Genomic DNA, 14,179 nt, shown 5'->3' with positions numbered 1-14,179 from the left:
TCACGTTGATTATATGACAACATGTTAACGATAACCGATCTCAGTTTACAACGGGGTGGCGTCTGGTTGCTAGATGCTGTTGCTCTGACAGTGCAATCTGGCCAGCGTGTGGCAATTGTGGGCGCCAATGGTGCCGGTAAATCCAGCCTGTTTCAGTTACTACTGGGGCAACTGTCACCCGAGCAGGGCAGTGTGTCACTGCCTGGCGGTACCCGTATTGCCCATATGGCGCAGGAAGTTGAAGCAACAGGGCGAAGCGCGAGAGACTTCGTTCTTGATGGCGATATTGATCTGCGCCGGCTTGAACGAGAGCTTGAACAAGCTGAAGCCCGAGGCGATGACAATGCCATTGCGCACATTCACGGTGAGTTGGATATACACGAAGCCTGGTCTGCCGCAAGGCGCGCAGAATCCCTGCTGCGAGGCCTGGGTTTTCAGAATGAAGATGCCGATCGGCCTGTTTCTGCGTTTTCTGGTGGCTGGCGCATTCGCCTGAACCTTGCTCAGGCACTGATGCGCCCTTCAGATCTGCTGCTGCTTGATGAGCCAACCAACCATCTGGATCTGGATGCTTGCCTTTGGCTCGAAAACTGGCTGCGTCGTTATGATGGCACCCTGTTGTTCATTTCCCACGACCGGGACTTTATGGACCGGGTAGCTACCCATGTGGTGCATTTTGATCAGCGCAAGCTGGAGGTGTATACGGGTAATTACTCTGGGTTCGAGCTTCAACGCGGCGAAAGGCTTGCGCAACAACAGGCAGGTTTTGAAAAGCAGCAAGCAAGAATTGCAGAGATACAGCGCTTTATTGATCGCTTTAAAGCCAAGGCGACCAAAGCCCGTCAGGCTCAAAGCCGGGTCAAATCGTTGGAGCGGATGGAGAAGATTGCCCCAGCACATATCGATTCGCCGTTCAGTTTCGAATTCCCGATGGCAGACAAAGTATCGAATCCGCTGCTATCAATAAGGCACGGGCAGGCGGGGCACGGTGACACCACCATACTCAGCAACATCAACCTGACTCTTTTGCCGGGCAGCCGCATAGGCCTGTTGGGGCCGAACGGTGCCGGCAAATCCACCTTGATGGATGCCTTGCTGGGGCAGGGTGAGCAGGGCGTCTCAAGCACTCTGCTCTCTGGTGAGCGTACTTGTGGTGAGCATTTGGCAATAGGCTATTTTGCACAGCACCAACTTGAATCTCTGGATCTCGATGCCAGCCCCTTCCTGCACCTACAGCGCTTGTCGCCGCGAGCTTCCGAACAGAGCATTCGCAACTTCCTGGGTGGGTTCGATTTCCATGGAGATGAGGCCTTAAGTCCTATCCGGTCCTTCTCGGGTGGTGAAAAAGCTCGAGTTGCCCTGGCGGTAATTGCCTGGCAAAAGCCTAACCTGCTTTTGCTGGATGAGCCGACCAACCACCTTGATCTGGAAATGCGCCAGGCATTAACCATGGCTCTGCAGAACTTTGAGGGTGCCATTGTGGTGGTATCCCACGACAGGCACTTGCTGCGTAATACCGTTGATGAATTCTGGTTGGTTAATGATGGCCGCGTTGTGGAGTACCAGGGCGATCTTGAAGATTACGAAAGTTGGCTGGCAGACCGCCGAAAAGACGATACTGAAGCACCAAAACGGCAGTTGACCGGTATCCAGAAAGCCGAGGATGCGCCAGGGGCTGAATCAGACATCGCAGTGGGAGAAAGTGCCGACGACAGAAAAGCCCGCAAGCGTGCAGAAGCAGCACTCAGGCAGAAGTTAAGTCCATATCGCAAGCGCCAGATAGCATTGGAAAAGCAGATGGATTCCCTGAATGAGATACTAGGCAATCTCGAAACGGAACTTGCCGATCCATCTGTGTACGGTGATGGGTCTAAAGTCCGCTTGAAAGAGCTGCTGGCCAAACAGTCAGAGGCGAAAGGCAAGCTCGAAGATACCGAAGCGGAATGGCTGGAGGTCAGTGAAACGGTCGAGGCGATGGAAGAGGAGTTGGGAGGGTAATTCGTATCCCTCCCGTCAGCCTGTTAGCCGCCCGCTAGCTCAAGCACAAAGTTCTGCTTGGCGAGGTATTCTTGCTCGTTCATCAGATCGGCATAGGTGAGCGGGCGCTCATCAAACCAGCCTTCCGGGAACGTCAGCAAAAGACCATCTTCTCTTGGCTCCAAGGTGAAGTCCGGTGGCGGCTCCAGATTTCGTGAATGCTGGATCAGCACGGCCAATCGCACCAGAATGCAGAGATGCCTCAGTCGTTCCAGATCACCAGGGTCGACTCCTTCAAAAATGGACGAACTAAATTTGCGCCGATGGCCACGCACCAGAATCGCCAACTCCATTTGTGCCTGCTGGGTAAAACCGGCCAGATCGGAGTAGCGCAGAAGATAGCCGCCGTGTTTGTGGTACTGGCTGTGAGAAATGGCGAGGCCTATTTCGTGGAGCCGGCAGGCCCAGCGCAGAGCCTCTTCATCGGCAGGGGTGTTCAGCCCCCAATACTTCGCAATTTGCGCCCATGCGGCAACAGCGGTTGCTTCTACTGCAGCCCCGTGGCTCTGGTCTGCTTGATATCGCTCTTGCAGCGCTGAAATGCTGCGCTCCCGCACATCCTCATGCTTGATTCTGCCGGCGATTCCGTACAGAAGGCCTTCCCGAAGGGCGCCATCTGTATAGGTCATTTCCTGAATATTCAGTGATTGGAATACACCCATAAGAATGGCAAAGCCAGCGGGGAAGATGTTTTGTCGATCAGGCCGCAGCCCCAGCTCACCCAGTTTTTCGACGCTGCCCATATCCACCAGCCGCCGCCGCAGCTCCTCCATGGCACTCCAGGTTACGGTGCCATCGGTGATCTTCAGGGTTGCCAGCACATTGCAAATGGCTTTGATCGAGCCGGATGCGCCGACAGAGCTTTCCCATCCCACTGATCGAAAGCGCCGGCGAATACCCAGCAGCTCCTGTTCCGCATGAGTAATGGCGTTATCCATTTGCTTGCGGGTAATCCGGCCGTCGGCAAAATACCGGTTCCGGAAAGACACGCAGCCCATGTGAAGGCTTTCCAGCTCTTGAGGTTCAAAGCGTTCACCAATAATCAGCTCGGTACTGCCGCCACCTATGTCGACCACGAGGCGCCGGCCAGCATCGTCAGACAGCGTGTGCGAGACGCCTAAATAGATAAGGCGAGCCTCTTCCCGGCCTGCAATAATCTCCGCCGGATAGCCCAGAACTTCCTCCGCCCGGGCAATAAACTGGTTGGCGTTGCGTGCCACCCTTAGGGCATTGGTGCCCACTATCTGAACGCCTTCCGGTGGTGTGCCGTTGAGGCGCTGGGCGAACCGCCGCAGACAGTCCAGGCCGCGTTGCTGAGCTTCTTCCGTCAGGTTGTTGTCGGCATCAAGACCGTCGCCCAGCTGAACTTTTTCGCCCATTCTTTCCATGGTTCGGATTTCGCCCTGAACCAGTCGGGCCACAACCATGTGGAAACTGTTCGAGCCCATATCAATGGACGCAAGCATGTCTGGTGGCGCAGCTGCGTTTTCGGCGGAAGAAGTGTCCGTCACGGTGGTCAGGATCCTTTGGTAAGAACTTGCGCGTACTATAAGCGATAATCCCGGTATATGTCAGTCAATGCACCGCTGTACGACAAGCGGAAAGATGATCAATTTGATTGAGGTCAGAAGATTGTGGATTCAAGCCGGTGGATCTACTGCTTCACATACGCGGGACCAATCGCGTAAAGTAGTCACCAAAGCATTAATCAGGAAAATTGAAATGAGCGGAAATATTGTAAATGTAACGGATGCATCTTTTGAACAGGACGTACTTCAGTCTGACGTGCCCGTGTTGGTAGATTACTGGGCGGAGTGGTGTGGTCCTTGCAAAATGATTGCGCCGGTACTTGAAGAAATTGCCGACGAATACGCTGGCAAACTGAAAGTATGCAAGCTCAACATCGATGAAAACGAGCAGACCCCGCCCAAGTTCAACATCCGCGGCATCCCGACTCTGATGTTGTTTAAAAACGGCAATGTTGACGCCACCAAAGTCGGCGCACTGTCCAAGTCCCAGCTTGCGGCATTCCTGGACAGCAATCTCTGATTGCATCCTGATGGCCTGAAAACCGCCCCTGGGCCACGCTCTTGGGCGGTTTTTTTTGCTTGGACCTGTCATGACCCAAACAAATTCGGAAAAAGTCTGCGCCCTGCTGCTCGCCGGCGGCGCCGGAACCCGCATGAACGGCCAAGACAAAGGCCTCATGCTTTGGCGCGAACGCCCAATGGCCCATTGGGTAGCCGAAGCCCTGAGCAGTGTTGCCGCCCCACTACTCATCAGTGCCAACCGCTCATTGCAAGACTACCGCCGGCTGGGCGACGTACTGCAAGACACCCCGGAATTCAAAGGCCAGGGCCCCCTTGCCGGCCTGCTAGCAGGCCTGGCCGAAGCGAGAAAACGCGGCTTCGATGCTGTGCTTGTCTGCCCCTGCGACACTCCTGGCATGCAGCCCAGCGTATTCAAACGTTTATTAACAGCCTGGGAAGAACAGCCTAACGCCCCGGTTATCGCCCAATGCAAAGGAAAATCCCACCCCTTGCACGGTGTGTTTCCTGTTTCACTTATCAACCGGCTGGAAGCCCAACTTAGAGAAGACAATCGAAGAGTTATGGTATTCGCTGAAAGTGCCGGCACCAGGATTCTGGATTGCGCAGATGCCGAAGAAGCGTTCAAAAACCGAAATCGCCCAGAAGACCTTGAGAGTTAGCCAAAATAAGGCAAGAGGACTTGGCACAAACCAGGGCTTTGGCGGGCACCCCTTCCCGAAAATGTGCGGAGCCATGGATGGCGGAGCCAAGCGTACAAGGACGTATCTACAGCGTTTTTCGGGAAGGGGTGCCCGCCAAAGACCGGCAGGAAAACACCAAAGCCTACGTCTTCCAAGCCTCACCCCGAGCAACATCCGAAGCCTTCTGCTCCACCCAATGCTCTCCAGCCTCAGAAAGCTCCTTCTTCCAAAACGGCGCCGACGTCTTCAAAGCGTCCATAATAAACTCACAAGCCGCAAACGCATCCGCCCGATGGGCACTGCAAACCCCCACAAACACAATCTGCTCCTGCAGCAACAACCGCCCAACTCGATGGATCACCCGAGCCTTCCGCACATCCCAGCGCCGCGAAGCCTCCTCAATCAGCCCTGCAATTACCTGCTCCGTCATCCCCGGATAGTGCTCCAGAAACAACCCGGATACATCCTGCGTATCGCCGCTATCCCGCACCAGCCCGGTAAACGTAGCAATAGCCCCCGTGCCCGCGCCGCTGTCCCGCAGAGCTGCATACTCGGCGCCAGAGTCGAAATCCTCAGTCTGAATGCTAATCATATTAGCCCCCTGTTACCGGCGGGAAAAAAGCCACTTCATCCCCGGCCTTAACCGCCGCCGCAGGCTTCGCCATAGCCTGATTGATCGCAATCATCACCGGTTGTCCGCCTTGCAGCTGTGCCCAAGGCCCGCCGCGGCTAGCCAGGGCTGCCAGCAAATCGCCGGCCGTCTGCTCCTTCTCTGCCGGTAGCGTGAGTTCCTCCGTACCCAACTCCTCCCGGAGGCGGGCAAAAAAACGAACAGTCAGGGTCTGGTCAGTCATATCAGCTCAACAACTCAGTAAATGGGTAGTAGATCAGCAGATCACCCTCTGCCACTGTGGCATGCTCAGGAACCACCGCCAAGCCGCCGGCCCAGCAGGCAGAGCTCAACACGCCAGAACTCTGGTTCGGGTAGGCGCTGACCCATGCGTTGCCGTTAACAGACTCTATGCGTGCCCGGACAAACTCCCGGCGCACGGAAGCCGAAGCAACCGAAAACGCAGCAGGCACCTGTTGGCCCACAGGGTGAACCTGCATGCGCCCTTGGCAGGTGCGGATGTAAGGCATACCTACAACCAGAAATGTCACCAGTACGGCAGCGGGGTTCCCAGGCAGCCCCAGTACCGGCGTACCTTTGATCGAGCCGAATGCCAGAGGTTTCCCGGGCTTGATGGCCATGCGCCAGAGCGACAGCTCGCCAGACTCTTCCAGCACCGCCCGCACGTGATCCTCCTCGCCCACGGACACGCCTCCGCTGGTGATAATCAGGTCTGCTTGCGCTGCCGCGCGTTCAAGCGTGTCGCGAGTAACTGAGCGAGTGTCTCTCAGGGTTTCACATAGCACTACATCACAACCCGCGTCTGCCAGCAGTCCAAGCAATGTAAAACGATTGGTGTTGTAAATCTGCCCCGGCCCCAGTGGCGTGCCTGGGTCTACCAACTCATCGCCGGTAGACAGAATCGCGACCCGCAATTTTTTCATCACCGCAACGTCAGCCACGCCCATGGAGGCCAGAAGGCCCATTTCCTGCGCTCTGATCTTCGTGCCTTTTGCCAAGGCAAGGCTGCCCTCAGCGAGATCCTGGCCGCGCCTGCGGATGTTCTGATCAGTTTTCACCTCGGCATTGATCACAATGCCGTCATCCGTAACATCCACGCGCTCCTGCATGATGACCGTGTCGGCACCGTCAGGAACCTCCGAGCCTGTAAAAATGCGTGCAGCTGTGCCGGGCTTTAACGGGCTGGGGGCGGAGCCTGCGGGGATGCGGTCGGAGACTGGTAGAGGCAGGCCTGGGCTGTAATCCTCGGCGCGTAACGCGTAGCCATCCACCGCGCTGTTATCTGCAGGCGGTACGTCTGCGGGCACCTGATAATCCTGAGCCAGTATGCGCCCCAAACTCTCGGTGAGCGGCAAGCGTTCGCTCTCTGCAATCACCGGAGCCTTGTTCAGAAGGTGCTCAATAGCCTCTTCAACCGGTGTCAGATTGGCAGCCATGGTTCTCTCTCCCTGGTCAAAATTAGCGCGCGGCGCGAGTTCCTATAACCTGATGAAGACGCTCAACGGCGCGTTCAGGTTTGCGGCCAACCAGCGCGGAAAAGTTGCAGGGGCCATGGCGGCTATCGAGTTGAGTACTTAAAATGCCGTTCCAGCCCGTGCGACATGCTCCGGTAGAGCCGGGTAGACAAAAAATCGCCGTATGGTTGGCAAGGCCACCGAAGGCTCTGGACTGAATAGTGGAGGTGCCGATCTCGTCGGCTGACTGACGCCGGAATTCCTCGCCAAAACCTTCAATAGTCTTGTCCAGCAACGGCATAACTGCCTCTGGCGTGCTGTCGCGTTCATGAAAACCGGTGCCGCCCGTGATAATGACAACGTGAACGTCCGGCTCTGCAATCCAGGTCGACATGGCTGCACGCACCAGGTAAACGTCGTCTGGCAGAATGCGCCGTGAAATCAGTGTATGCCCGGCTTCCAGCACACTGTCCTCAAGAAACTGCCCGGAGGAGTCCTCCTCGGGCCCACGAGTGTCGGATATCGTGAGAATGGCGATATTGAGTGGGTTAAGTTCGCTGGTGCATTCACTGCTCATGGTCGGGGCTCCGGAAAAAACACGAAAAATTCTATAGTGCCAGTATCCCCATCAAGGCCGGACAATGGAAGGGAGTAACCCATCAGGGGGAGGTTCCGGCCCTTGTGCGCAGACATGCCGGTTGAAAAAAATGGCGCTAATTTGGTCGGTGCTCTTGACATTGGCCAGCAAGGTAGATGATTATCGGTCTCGCCCTACGAACGTTTGTACCCACTCTATACTGGCTTCTGTTTTTTTCCGGCTCTCATTCGCACCGGTTGCTCCATCTGGCCAGCATCTGTTTTGACAACGAATTACACAATCTGTTCAGGGCACCCCTGTCATACCAACGTCCGTTTAATTCCATTCCTGAAAATCTAATAACCTATGAATCTTACTGAACTCAAGCAGAACTCCATGCCCGAATTGCTCGATATCGCGCAAGAAATGGGCCTCGATAACCTGGCACGCTCGCGTAAGCAGGATGTTATCTTCACGATATTGAAGAAGCATGCGAAAAGCGGCGAAGACATTTACGGCGATGGCGTACTGGAGATTCTGCAGGATGGTTTCGGCTTCCTCCGGTCTGCCGACGCTTCGTACCTGGCGGGGCCAGACGACATATACGTCTCCCCCAGCCAGATTCGCCGCTTCAACCTGCGCACCGGTGATACCGTTGCCGGCAAAATCCGGCCACCGAAAGACGGTGAGCGTTATTTTGCTTTGTTGAAAGTGGCTGAGATCAACTTCGACAAGCCGGACAACGCCCGTAACAAGATCCTGTTTGAAAACCTGACTCCGTTGTTCCCGGACGAGCGCATGCAGCTGGAAACCGGTAATGGCAGCACCGAGGATCTGTCATCCCGCGTGTTGGACCTGGTTGCGCCTATCGGTAAAGGCCAGCGTGGTTTGATTGTATCGCCACCCAAGGCCGGTAAAACCCTGCTGATGCAGAGTATTGCCCAGTCTATTGCGCGTAATCATCCTGAGTGTCACATCATCGTTCTGTTGATTGATGAGCGCCCGGAAGAAGTAACCGAAATGCAGCGCACCGTGCGCGGCGAAGTGATTGCCTCCACCTTCGATGAGCCACCTGCGCGTCACGTTCAGGTTGCTGAAATGGTCATCGAGAAGGCCAAGCGCCTGGTTGAGCATAAAAAAGACGTGGTTATTCTGCTGGATTCCATCACCCGTCTTGCTCGCGCCTATAACACGGTCATCCCGTCATCTGGCAAAGTACTGACCGGTGGTGTTGATGCCCACGCTCTGGAAAAGCCCAAGCGCTTCTTCGGTGCAGCCCGTAATGTAGAAGAGGGCGGTAGCCTGACTATTCTGGCCACGGCTCTGGTGAACACGGGTTCCAAAATGGACGAAGTGATTTACGAAGAGTTCAAGGGCACGGGCAACATGGAAGTGCACCTGGATCGCAAAATCGCCGAGAAGCGGGTGTATCCTGCGCTCAACGTTCGCAGCTCCGGCACGCGCCGCGAAGACTTGCTGATGAGCGAAGCGGATATCCAGCGTGTATGGATTCTACGTAAGCTGTTGCACTCCATGGACGACGACACTGCGGCCATCGAGTTTTTGCTGGATAAGCTCAAAGACACCAAAACTAATGACGAATTCTTCCAGTCTATGAAGCGTCGCTAGAGTCGAAGTTTTGGGCGCGCGCCTTTATTGGATTACAGTTCAGCTTTAGCGAGTTTTTGCCTTGAGTTAGCTGGTGATTCCGTGAACGCGGTGAGGGCCTGCTTTCCCAGACTGTGTCTTGCCAAGGATGGCAAGACCAAGCCCCCAGGAATGGGTTTACGGCGTGTCTGGGAAAGCAGGCCCTCATTGCGTTCTGGCACTGGCTGAGAAGTCTGGAAGGTGGCGAACTCCGTATTAGAAGCTAACCGTGAACGGAGCCAACGATGAAATACAACGATCTGCGGGACTTCATTGACCAGTTAGAGAAACTGGGCGAGCTGAAACGCATCTCAGTGGAAGTAGACCCCCACCTGGAAATGACCGAAATCTGCGACCGCACGCTGCGGGCAGGTGGTCCTGCGTTGTTGTTTGAAAATCCCAAAGGCTACGACATGCCTGTGCTTGCCAACCTCTTCGGCACCACCCGAAGAGTGGCTCTGGGCATGGGACAAGAAGACGTAACTGCACTCCGGGAAGTGGGCAAACTGCTTGCCTACCTCAAAGAGCCTGATCCCCCCAAAGGCTTCAAAGACGCGATCGAAAAGTTGCCATTGCTTCGGCAAGTGATGCGCATGAGCCCGAAAGTGCTCAGATCAGCGCCCTGTCAGGATGTGGTGATCGAAAAGGACAGAGTCGATCTTTACCAGATCCCCGTACAGCACTGTTGGCCTGGGGATGCCGGGCCGCTGGTGACATGGCCGCTGGTGATTACCCGGGGGCCCCACAAAGAACGGCAGAACCTGGGGATTTACCGACAACAGGTGATTGGCCGTAACCGACTCATTATGCGGTGGTTGAGTCACCGTGGTGGCGCATTGGATTTTCAGGAATTCCAGAAACAGAACCCTGGCAAACCTTATCCAGTGGCTGTCGCCCTCGGCGCCGACCCGGCCACCATACTGGGCGCGGTAACGCCGGTGCCTGATTCGCTTTCCGAATATGCCTTTGCAGGTTTGCTGAGGGGTAGCCGCACCGAACTGGTGCAGTGCGGCCTGAGTGACCTTCAAGTGCCTGCCAGTGCCGAAATTGTTCTTGAAGGCTTTATTTACCCGGATGACAACGCCCCGGAAGGCCCGTTTGGGGACCATACTGGTTACTACAACGAAGTGGACGAATTCCCGGTGTTCACCGTTGAGCGGATCACCCACCGCAAAGACCCGATTTATCACTCGACATACACCGGCAGGCCGCCCGATGAGCCCGCTATTCTGGGTGTGGCGCTGAACGAAGTGTTTATCCCGATTCTGCAAAAGCAGTTTCCCGAGATTGTGGATTTTTATCTACCGCCGGAGGGCTGCTCCTACCGCCTTGCCGTGGTTACCATGAAGAAACAGTACCCCGGCCATGCCAAGCGGGTAATGATGGGCGTATGGTCATTCCTCCGTCAGTTCATGTACACCAAGTTCGTGATCGTGACCGATGACGACGTGGATGCCCGTAACTGGGAAGATGTGATATGGGCCATTACCACACGCATGGACCCGATTCGCGATACCACACTGGTCGAAAACACACCCATTGATTATCTTGATTTTGCATCGCCGGTGTCTGGCCTTGGCTCCAAAATGGGAATGGATGCCACCAACAAATGGCCCGGAGAAACCTCCCGCGAGTGGGGCGAGCCCATTGCCATGACCGATGCGGTAAAACAGCGTGTGGACGAACTCTGGGACAGCCTGGGCATTGAAACTTCGGCTGACCGCCCTGATTGATATGAGCAACAGGCAGTGGCAGGTGACTATTGAGCCCTCCGGCATTCGCTACCTGGCGCCCGCCAATGGGGATCTGTTAAGCGCAGCAGGCAGTGCCGGTATTGCCGTTCCCCACGCCTGCAAAAATGGTGTTTGCGAACTTTGTGAGGCTCGCCTGAAAAGCGGCTCCGCTCTGAACACCCGAAACCAACAGATGATTCCGGTCGGTGCGCGACTGATGATGTGCAGAACCGCCGCGCTCGACCATCTAGAATTGGAGATGAGTGCCGTTATGGCAGCAGGACAGAACCAGCCCCGAAAGTTTCAGGCAAACGTAGTGGATGTAAGCTCAATCAGCCACGATGTGTATCGGGTTGAGCTTCAGTTGCCACGGCGGCGGGAGTTGTCTTTTCATGCGGGCCAGTATTTGTCCATCAACCTGCCGGATGCTGAGCCCTGTTATTTTTCCATTGCCAGCAGTCCGTCGGAGCAGAATATTGAGCTGCATATTCAGGCGTCCCCTGAGTGGCTGTCGGCGCAAAAGGTTATTGATGCGCTGACCTCGGGTGAAACCGTTAGTCTGGAATTACCCCACGGCAAAGCCTGTCTGGCGAGCGCTCCCGAGAAGCCATTGCTGCTGGTTGCAGCCGGTACGGGGTTTGCGCAGATGAAAAGCCTGGTGGACTTTTTGCGCAGCACAACTACTGGCCAGCCTGTAAGACTGTTCTGGGGCGTGCGTCGGCACGAGGATATGTACCTCAGATCCATGGCTCGACAGTGGGAACAGGAGTGGTCTGCTTTCAGCTTTCAGCCAGTGGTGGGAGATGACGAAGACAGCGAATGGAGCGGGCACCACGACCAACTTGTACGCGCTGTATTGGCTTCAGGCATGGACTGGGAAAATGTGGAAGTACACGCCAGTGGCTCGCCGACGATGGTTTACACGTTGATGGACGCTCTGGTGGAAGCGGGGCTTCCACCTCAAGCGTTCTTTTCTGATGTGCTGGAGTATGCACCTCGCAGTTGAGGTGCTCGATAAATGGTCGAATTATGAAGTCTGGCGGTTGCTCAGGCCCGTGGCATGGGCAATTCCGGCAGCCCGTTATCGGTTGCCAGCCCCTGCATCATAAGCTTTATGCTCATTTCTTCATCGCCCATATGAGCGCTCAATCGGCTCAGTTCTGCCAGAGTGTCCCGGCTGCGGCGTAATCTCAAGCTGGTTTCAAAATATTCCCGGGCTTTGCCCCACAGCTCATTTCTCAAGCTGAGCCGGCCCAGTGCCAGTAGCAACTCCGCATTGCTGGGGCGATCTTTCAGCCACTGCTCTGCCGTAAGAAGCTGCTCGTCGGGTTTGCGACCTTCTATCCGGCCGTAAAGATTGACCAGATCATCGCTCCAGTGATTGTGTAAAACTTTGCGCAGCAATGTTTCGGTTTGGGCTTCGTCGCCAAGATCGGCCAGCAGGCGAGCGTAATCAGCAATGGTTTTTTCATCTCTGCGCAAAAATCCGGGCAGTTCATCCCACAGGCGGGTGAGTGGCTCCAGGGATGCGTTCGGATCGGCCTGTTGCTGCCGCCGGCAGTCTTCGGCAGCCCTTTCCAGCAGGTTGTGCCAAACAAGCCGCTCAAGCTCACCAAGTTCTGATTCGGGGAGCACGCTACGCTTACGCAACTCTGGCAACAGCTTTGAGAGTTCGCGCCAATCTTCGAGACGAAGATAGGTGGTTTTCAGTAGCTTCAGAACGAAGGGGTGGTGTGGAGATTGTTTGCGCAGGCGCACCAGTGTTGCCAGCGCCTGCTCCAGACGGTTACCTGCAAGCTGCAGCTGAGCCTGGGTGATACCCACGGCCATGTCCGATCCTGGAGTGCTTTCAAACGCTTTTCTCAGCAGTTCATCGACGGCTTCATGATCGCCGCTCTCAAACGCTGCCTGGGCTGCCGCCAGATAGTTAATAAGGGGTGTGTCTGCGTGGCTGGCGGCTGTGGTCAGCATCTTGCGGGCACGTGGCCAGTTGCCTTCTGCCAGGGCCAGCAAACCGATTGTGGTGCGCCGACGGGCCCGTCGTTCCTTGCCCCGGGAAACCCAGTTGGCAATCAGCCCAGTGCCTTGCCGCATGCGGCGGATCAGGTTTATGGTGAGCACGATCAGTGCAACCACAACCACCAGCAGCAAAAGCCCAACCCAGAAGTTGGTTTCTATCAGATAGTTGCCCAGGCTGATGCGAATGTAACCCAGGTCGTATTGCAATCCGAGTGAAAGCGCGGTGCCAATGAGCAGGGCAAACAGAACGATCAGAAGCAGGCGAATCATGACTCACTGCCTTTGTTGAGTCGACCTGCCAGCCGCTCTTTGAGCAGGCCCAGAGATTGGCTTATGTCGGGTAAATCCGGTGCTACGTTCCGTGTAGTCAGCTCGCCGAGGGTATTGGTCAAAGCGCTGACTCGTGGATTGCTCCCGTCGTACCAATCGTCAACGGCCGCTTGAGCTTTGGCCAGAGAGCGTTCGTAAAGTGGCTGATTGCCTCTGAGTACAGCCATCTCTGCTTCTTCAAGCATCAACTGCAAATTCAGGCGTGCGTACGCGCTTTGGTCTGGCGATAACAGTGGTTTGACGGATTCGTCCAGGCGGCGAACCACAACCACTTGCATCAGGGTAGATTTGAACTTTTTCCAGGCCCTGAGTAGCATGCCGGGCTCCCCGCCTTCTTCGGAAACTTCCTCAGACTGGGCGTTACCGACAAATCCGGGAGCTTGCTCACTGATAAGCGCTTGATCCGTTAGTTGGTGAACACTGTCTATGGCCGCTTCAAGGGTGAGATAGAGCCCGGTTCTGTCGACACTGGTAATGCCTTTAAGTGCCAGGATTTCCCGGGCCAGTTGCTGGCGTACAGGGTACACGCCAACATCATCGGATTCGGTCAGCACTTCGTCTGCAGCTTCAAGGGCAGACAGCGCACCGCGAATGTCTTTTTCAATCATCAGGCGCTGGTTGGCTATGCGCAGTAAATACTCCGCCTCTGCCAGCAACCAGTCCGTACGGGTGCGGTTTCCGGCTTCCAGTAATTCGCGAGCAGTGTGATCAATCTGCCGTTGCTGGGTGGCGATCAGCTCGCGTTGGGATGCAAGTTTATCTTCCAGAGCCTGCAAGCGTTGGTTTTGCTGGGTTCCCCGGTCGCCATACAGATTCTCAAGCTGCGAGGTATCCTGCTGCAAGCTTTTCAGCGTTTGTATGGTGGACTGGTTGTCGTTCCATTGCTGCCAGTTCCACAGTGCCAGTACGGCAACACTGATCAGCGCAATGATGGCGATAACCCAAGCCGGCCAGACTTTCTGTCGGGCAGGTTGTTCTTTGGCAATCGGGACAGGTAATTGTTTTGTTGTTTCAGTCACG

Annotated in this window: 13 protein-coding genes; 6 read left to right on the top strand and 7 right to left on the bottom strand. The window is 55.6% G+C overall.

Annotation, left to right across the window (positions count from 1 at the left end; translation table 11 throughout):
• Positions 1 to 21: 21 nt before the first annotated feature.
• Positions 22 to 1,998: an ATP-binding cassette domain-containing protein gene (locus Q0824_RS16035; protein WP_298453032.1), complete on the top strand. Its 1,977-nt coding sequence runs from the start codon at positions 22 to 24 to the stop codon at positions 1,996 to 1,998.
• A gap of 23 nt (positions 1,999 to 2,021) precedes the next feature.
• Here Q0824_RS16035 and ppx read toward each other — a convergent pair whose 3' ends face one another.
• Positions 2,022 to 3,548: an exopolyphosphatase gene (ppx, locus tag Q0824_RS16030; RefSeq protein WP_298453029.1), complete on the bottom strand. Its 1,527-nt coding sequence runs from the start codon at positions 3,546 to 3,548 to the stop codon at positions 2,022 to 2,024.
• Positions 3,549 to 3,759: 211 nt separating this feature from the next.
• On the opposite strand from ppx, the gene trxA reads away from it, so the two are divergent.
• Positions 3,760 to 4,086, top strand: a complete 327-nt coding sequence (gene trxA / locus Q0824_RS16025; RefSeq protein WP_100639177.1) for a thioredoxin TrxA — start codon at positions 3,760 to 3,762, stop codon at positions 4,084 to 4,086.
• A gap of 70 nt (positions 4,087 to 4,156) precedes the next feature.
• A complete protein-coding gene (gene mobA, locus Q0824_RS16020) occupies positions 4,157 to 4,747 on the top strand; it encodes a molybdenum cofactor guanylyltransferase MobA (RefSeq protein ID WP_298453025.1) in 591 nt (196 codons plus the stop codon).
• Positions 4,748 to 4,910: 163 nt separating this feature from the next.
• On the opposite strand, the gene Q0824_RS16015 is transcribed toward mobA, so the two are convergent.
• From Q0824_RS16015 to moaB, 4 genes are read right to left on the bottom strand one after another with little or no spacing between them, the layout of a single operon-like run.
• Positions 4,911 to 5,360 (bottom strand): molybdenum cofactor biosynthesis protein MoaE, encoded by a 450-nt coding sequence (locus Q0824_RS16015; protein WP_298453022.1) that lies wholly within the window; start codon positions 5,358 to 5,360, stop codon positions 4,911 to 4,913.
• Position 5,361: 1 nt separating this feature from the next.
• Entirely contained in the window at positions 5,362 to 5,622 is a 261-nt protein-coding gene (moaD, locus tag Q0824_RS16010; protein WP_298453019.1) for a molybdopterin converting factor subunit 1, read from the bottom strand.
• A 1-nt stretch (position 5,623) separates the two neighbouring features.
• Positions 5,624 to 6,835, bottom strand: coding sequence for a gephyrin-like molybdotransferase Glp (gene glp / locus Q0824_RS16005; RefSeq protein ID WP_298453017.1), 1,212 nt, complete (start codon positions 6,833 to 6,835; stop codon positions 5,624 to 5,626).
• Between the two features lie 22 nt (positions 6,836 to 6,857).
• Positions 6,858 to 7,430: a molybdenum cofactor biosynthesis protein B gene (moaB, locus tag Q0824_RS16000; RefSeq protein WP_298453014.1), complete on the bottom strand. Its 573-nt coding sequence runs from the start codon at positions 7,428 to 7,430 to the stop codon at positions 6,858 to 6,860.
• A gap of 366 nt (positions 7,431 to 7,796) precedes the next feature.
• Between moaB and rho the strand changes: the two genes are divergently transcribed.
• The 3 genes from rho to Q0824_RS15985 all read left to right on the top strand — a co-directional run bounded on the left by rho (position 7,797) and on the right by Q0824_RS15985 (position 11,816).
• Positions 7,797 to 9,059 (top strand): transcription termination factor Rho, encoded by a 1,263-nt coding sequence (gene rho / locus Q0824_RS15995; RefSeq protein WP_298453012.1) that lies wholly within the window; start codon positions 7,797 to 7,799, stop codon positions 9,057 to 9,059.
• Positions 9,060 to 9,322: 263 nt separating this feature from the next.
• Positions 9,323 to 10,810, top strand: a complete 1,488-nt coding sequence (gene ubiD / locus Q0824_RS15990) for a 4-hydroxy-3-polyprenylbenzoate decarboxylase (protein ID WP_298453009.1) — start codon at positions 9,323 to 9,325, stop codon at positions 10,808 to 10,810.
• A 1-nt stretch (position 10,811) separates the two neighbouring features.
• Positions 10,812 to 11,816 (top strand): 2Fe-2S iron-sulfur cluster-binding protein, encoded by a 1,005-nt coding sequence (locus Q0824_RS15985; RefSeq protein ID WP_298453191.1) that lies wholly within the window; start codon positions 10,812 to 10,814, stop codon positions 11,814 to 11,816.
• Between the two features lie 41 nt (positions 11,817 to 11,857).
• On the opposite strand, the gene Q0824_RS15980 is transcribed toward Q0824_RS15985, so the two are convergent.
• Both Q0824_RS15980 and Q0824_RS15975 read right to left on the bottom strand, forming a co-directional pair.
• Positions 11,858 to 13,099, bottom strand: coding sequence for a heme biosynthesis HemY N-terminal domain-containing protein (locus Q0824_RS15980; protein ID WP_298453007.1), 1,242 nt, complete (start codon positions 13,097 to 13,099; stop codon positions 11,858 to 11,860).
• Complete coding sequence (locus Q0824_RS15975) at positions 13,096 to 14,178, bottom strand: uroporphyrinogen-III C-methyltransferase (protein WP_298453003.1); 1,083 nt, start codon at positions 14,176 to 14,178, stop codon at positions 13,096 to 13,098. Before Q0824_RS15975 ends, Q0824_RS15980 begins: the two co-directional genes overlap by 4 nt.
• Between the last annotated feature and the right edge of the window lies 1 nt (position 14,179).

Origin of the sequence: uncultured Marinobacter sp., assembly GCF_947488835.1 — a bacterium.
Lineage (GTDB): Bacteria > Pseudomonadota > Gammaproteobacteria > Pseudomonadales > Oleiphilaceae > Marinobacter.
This window is presented reverse-complemented; position numbering and strand designations above follow the sequence as displayed.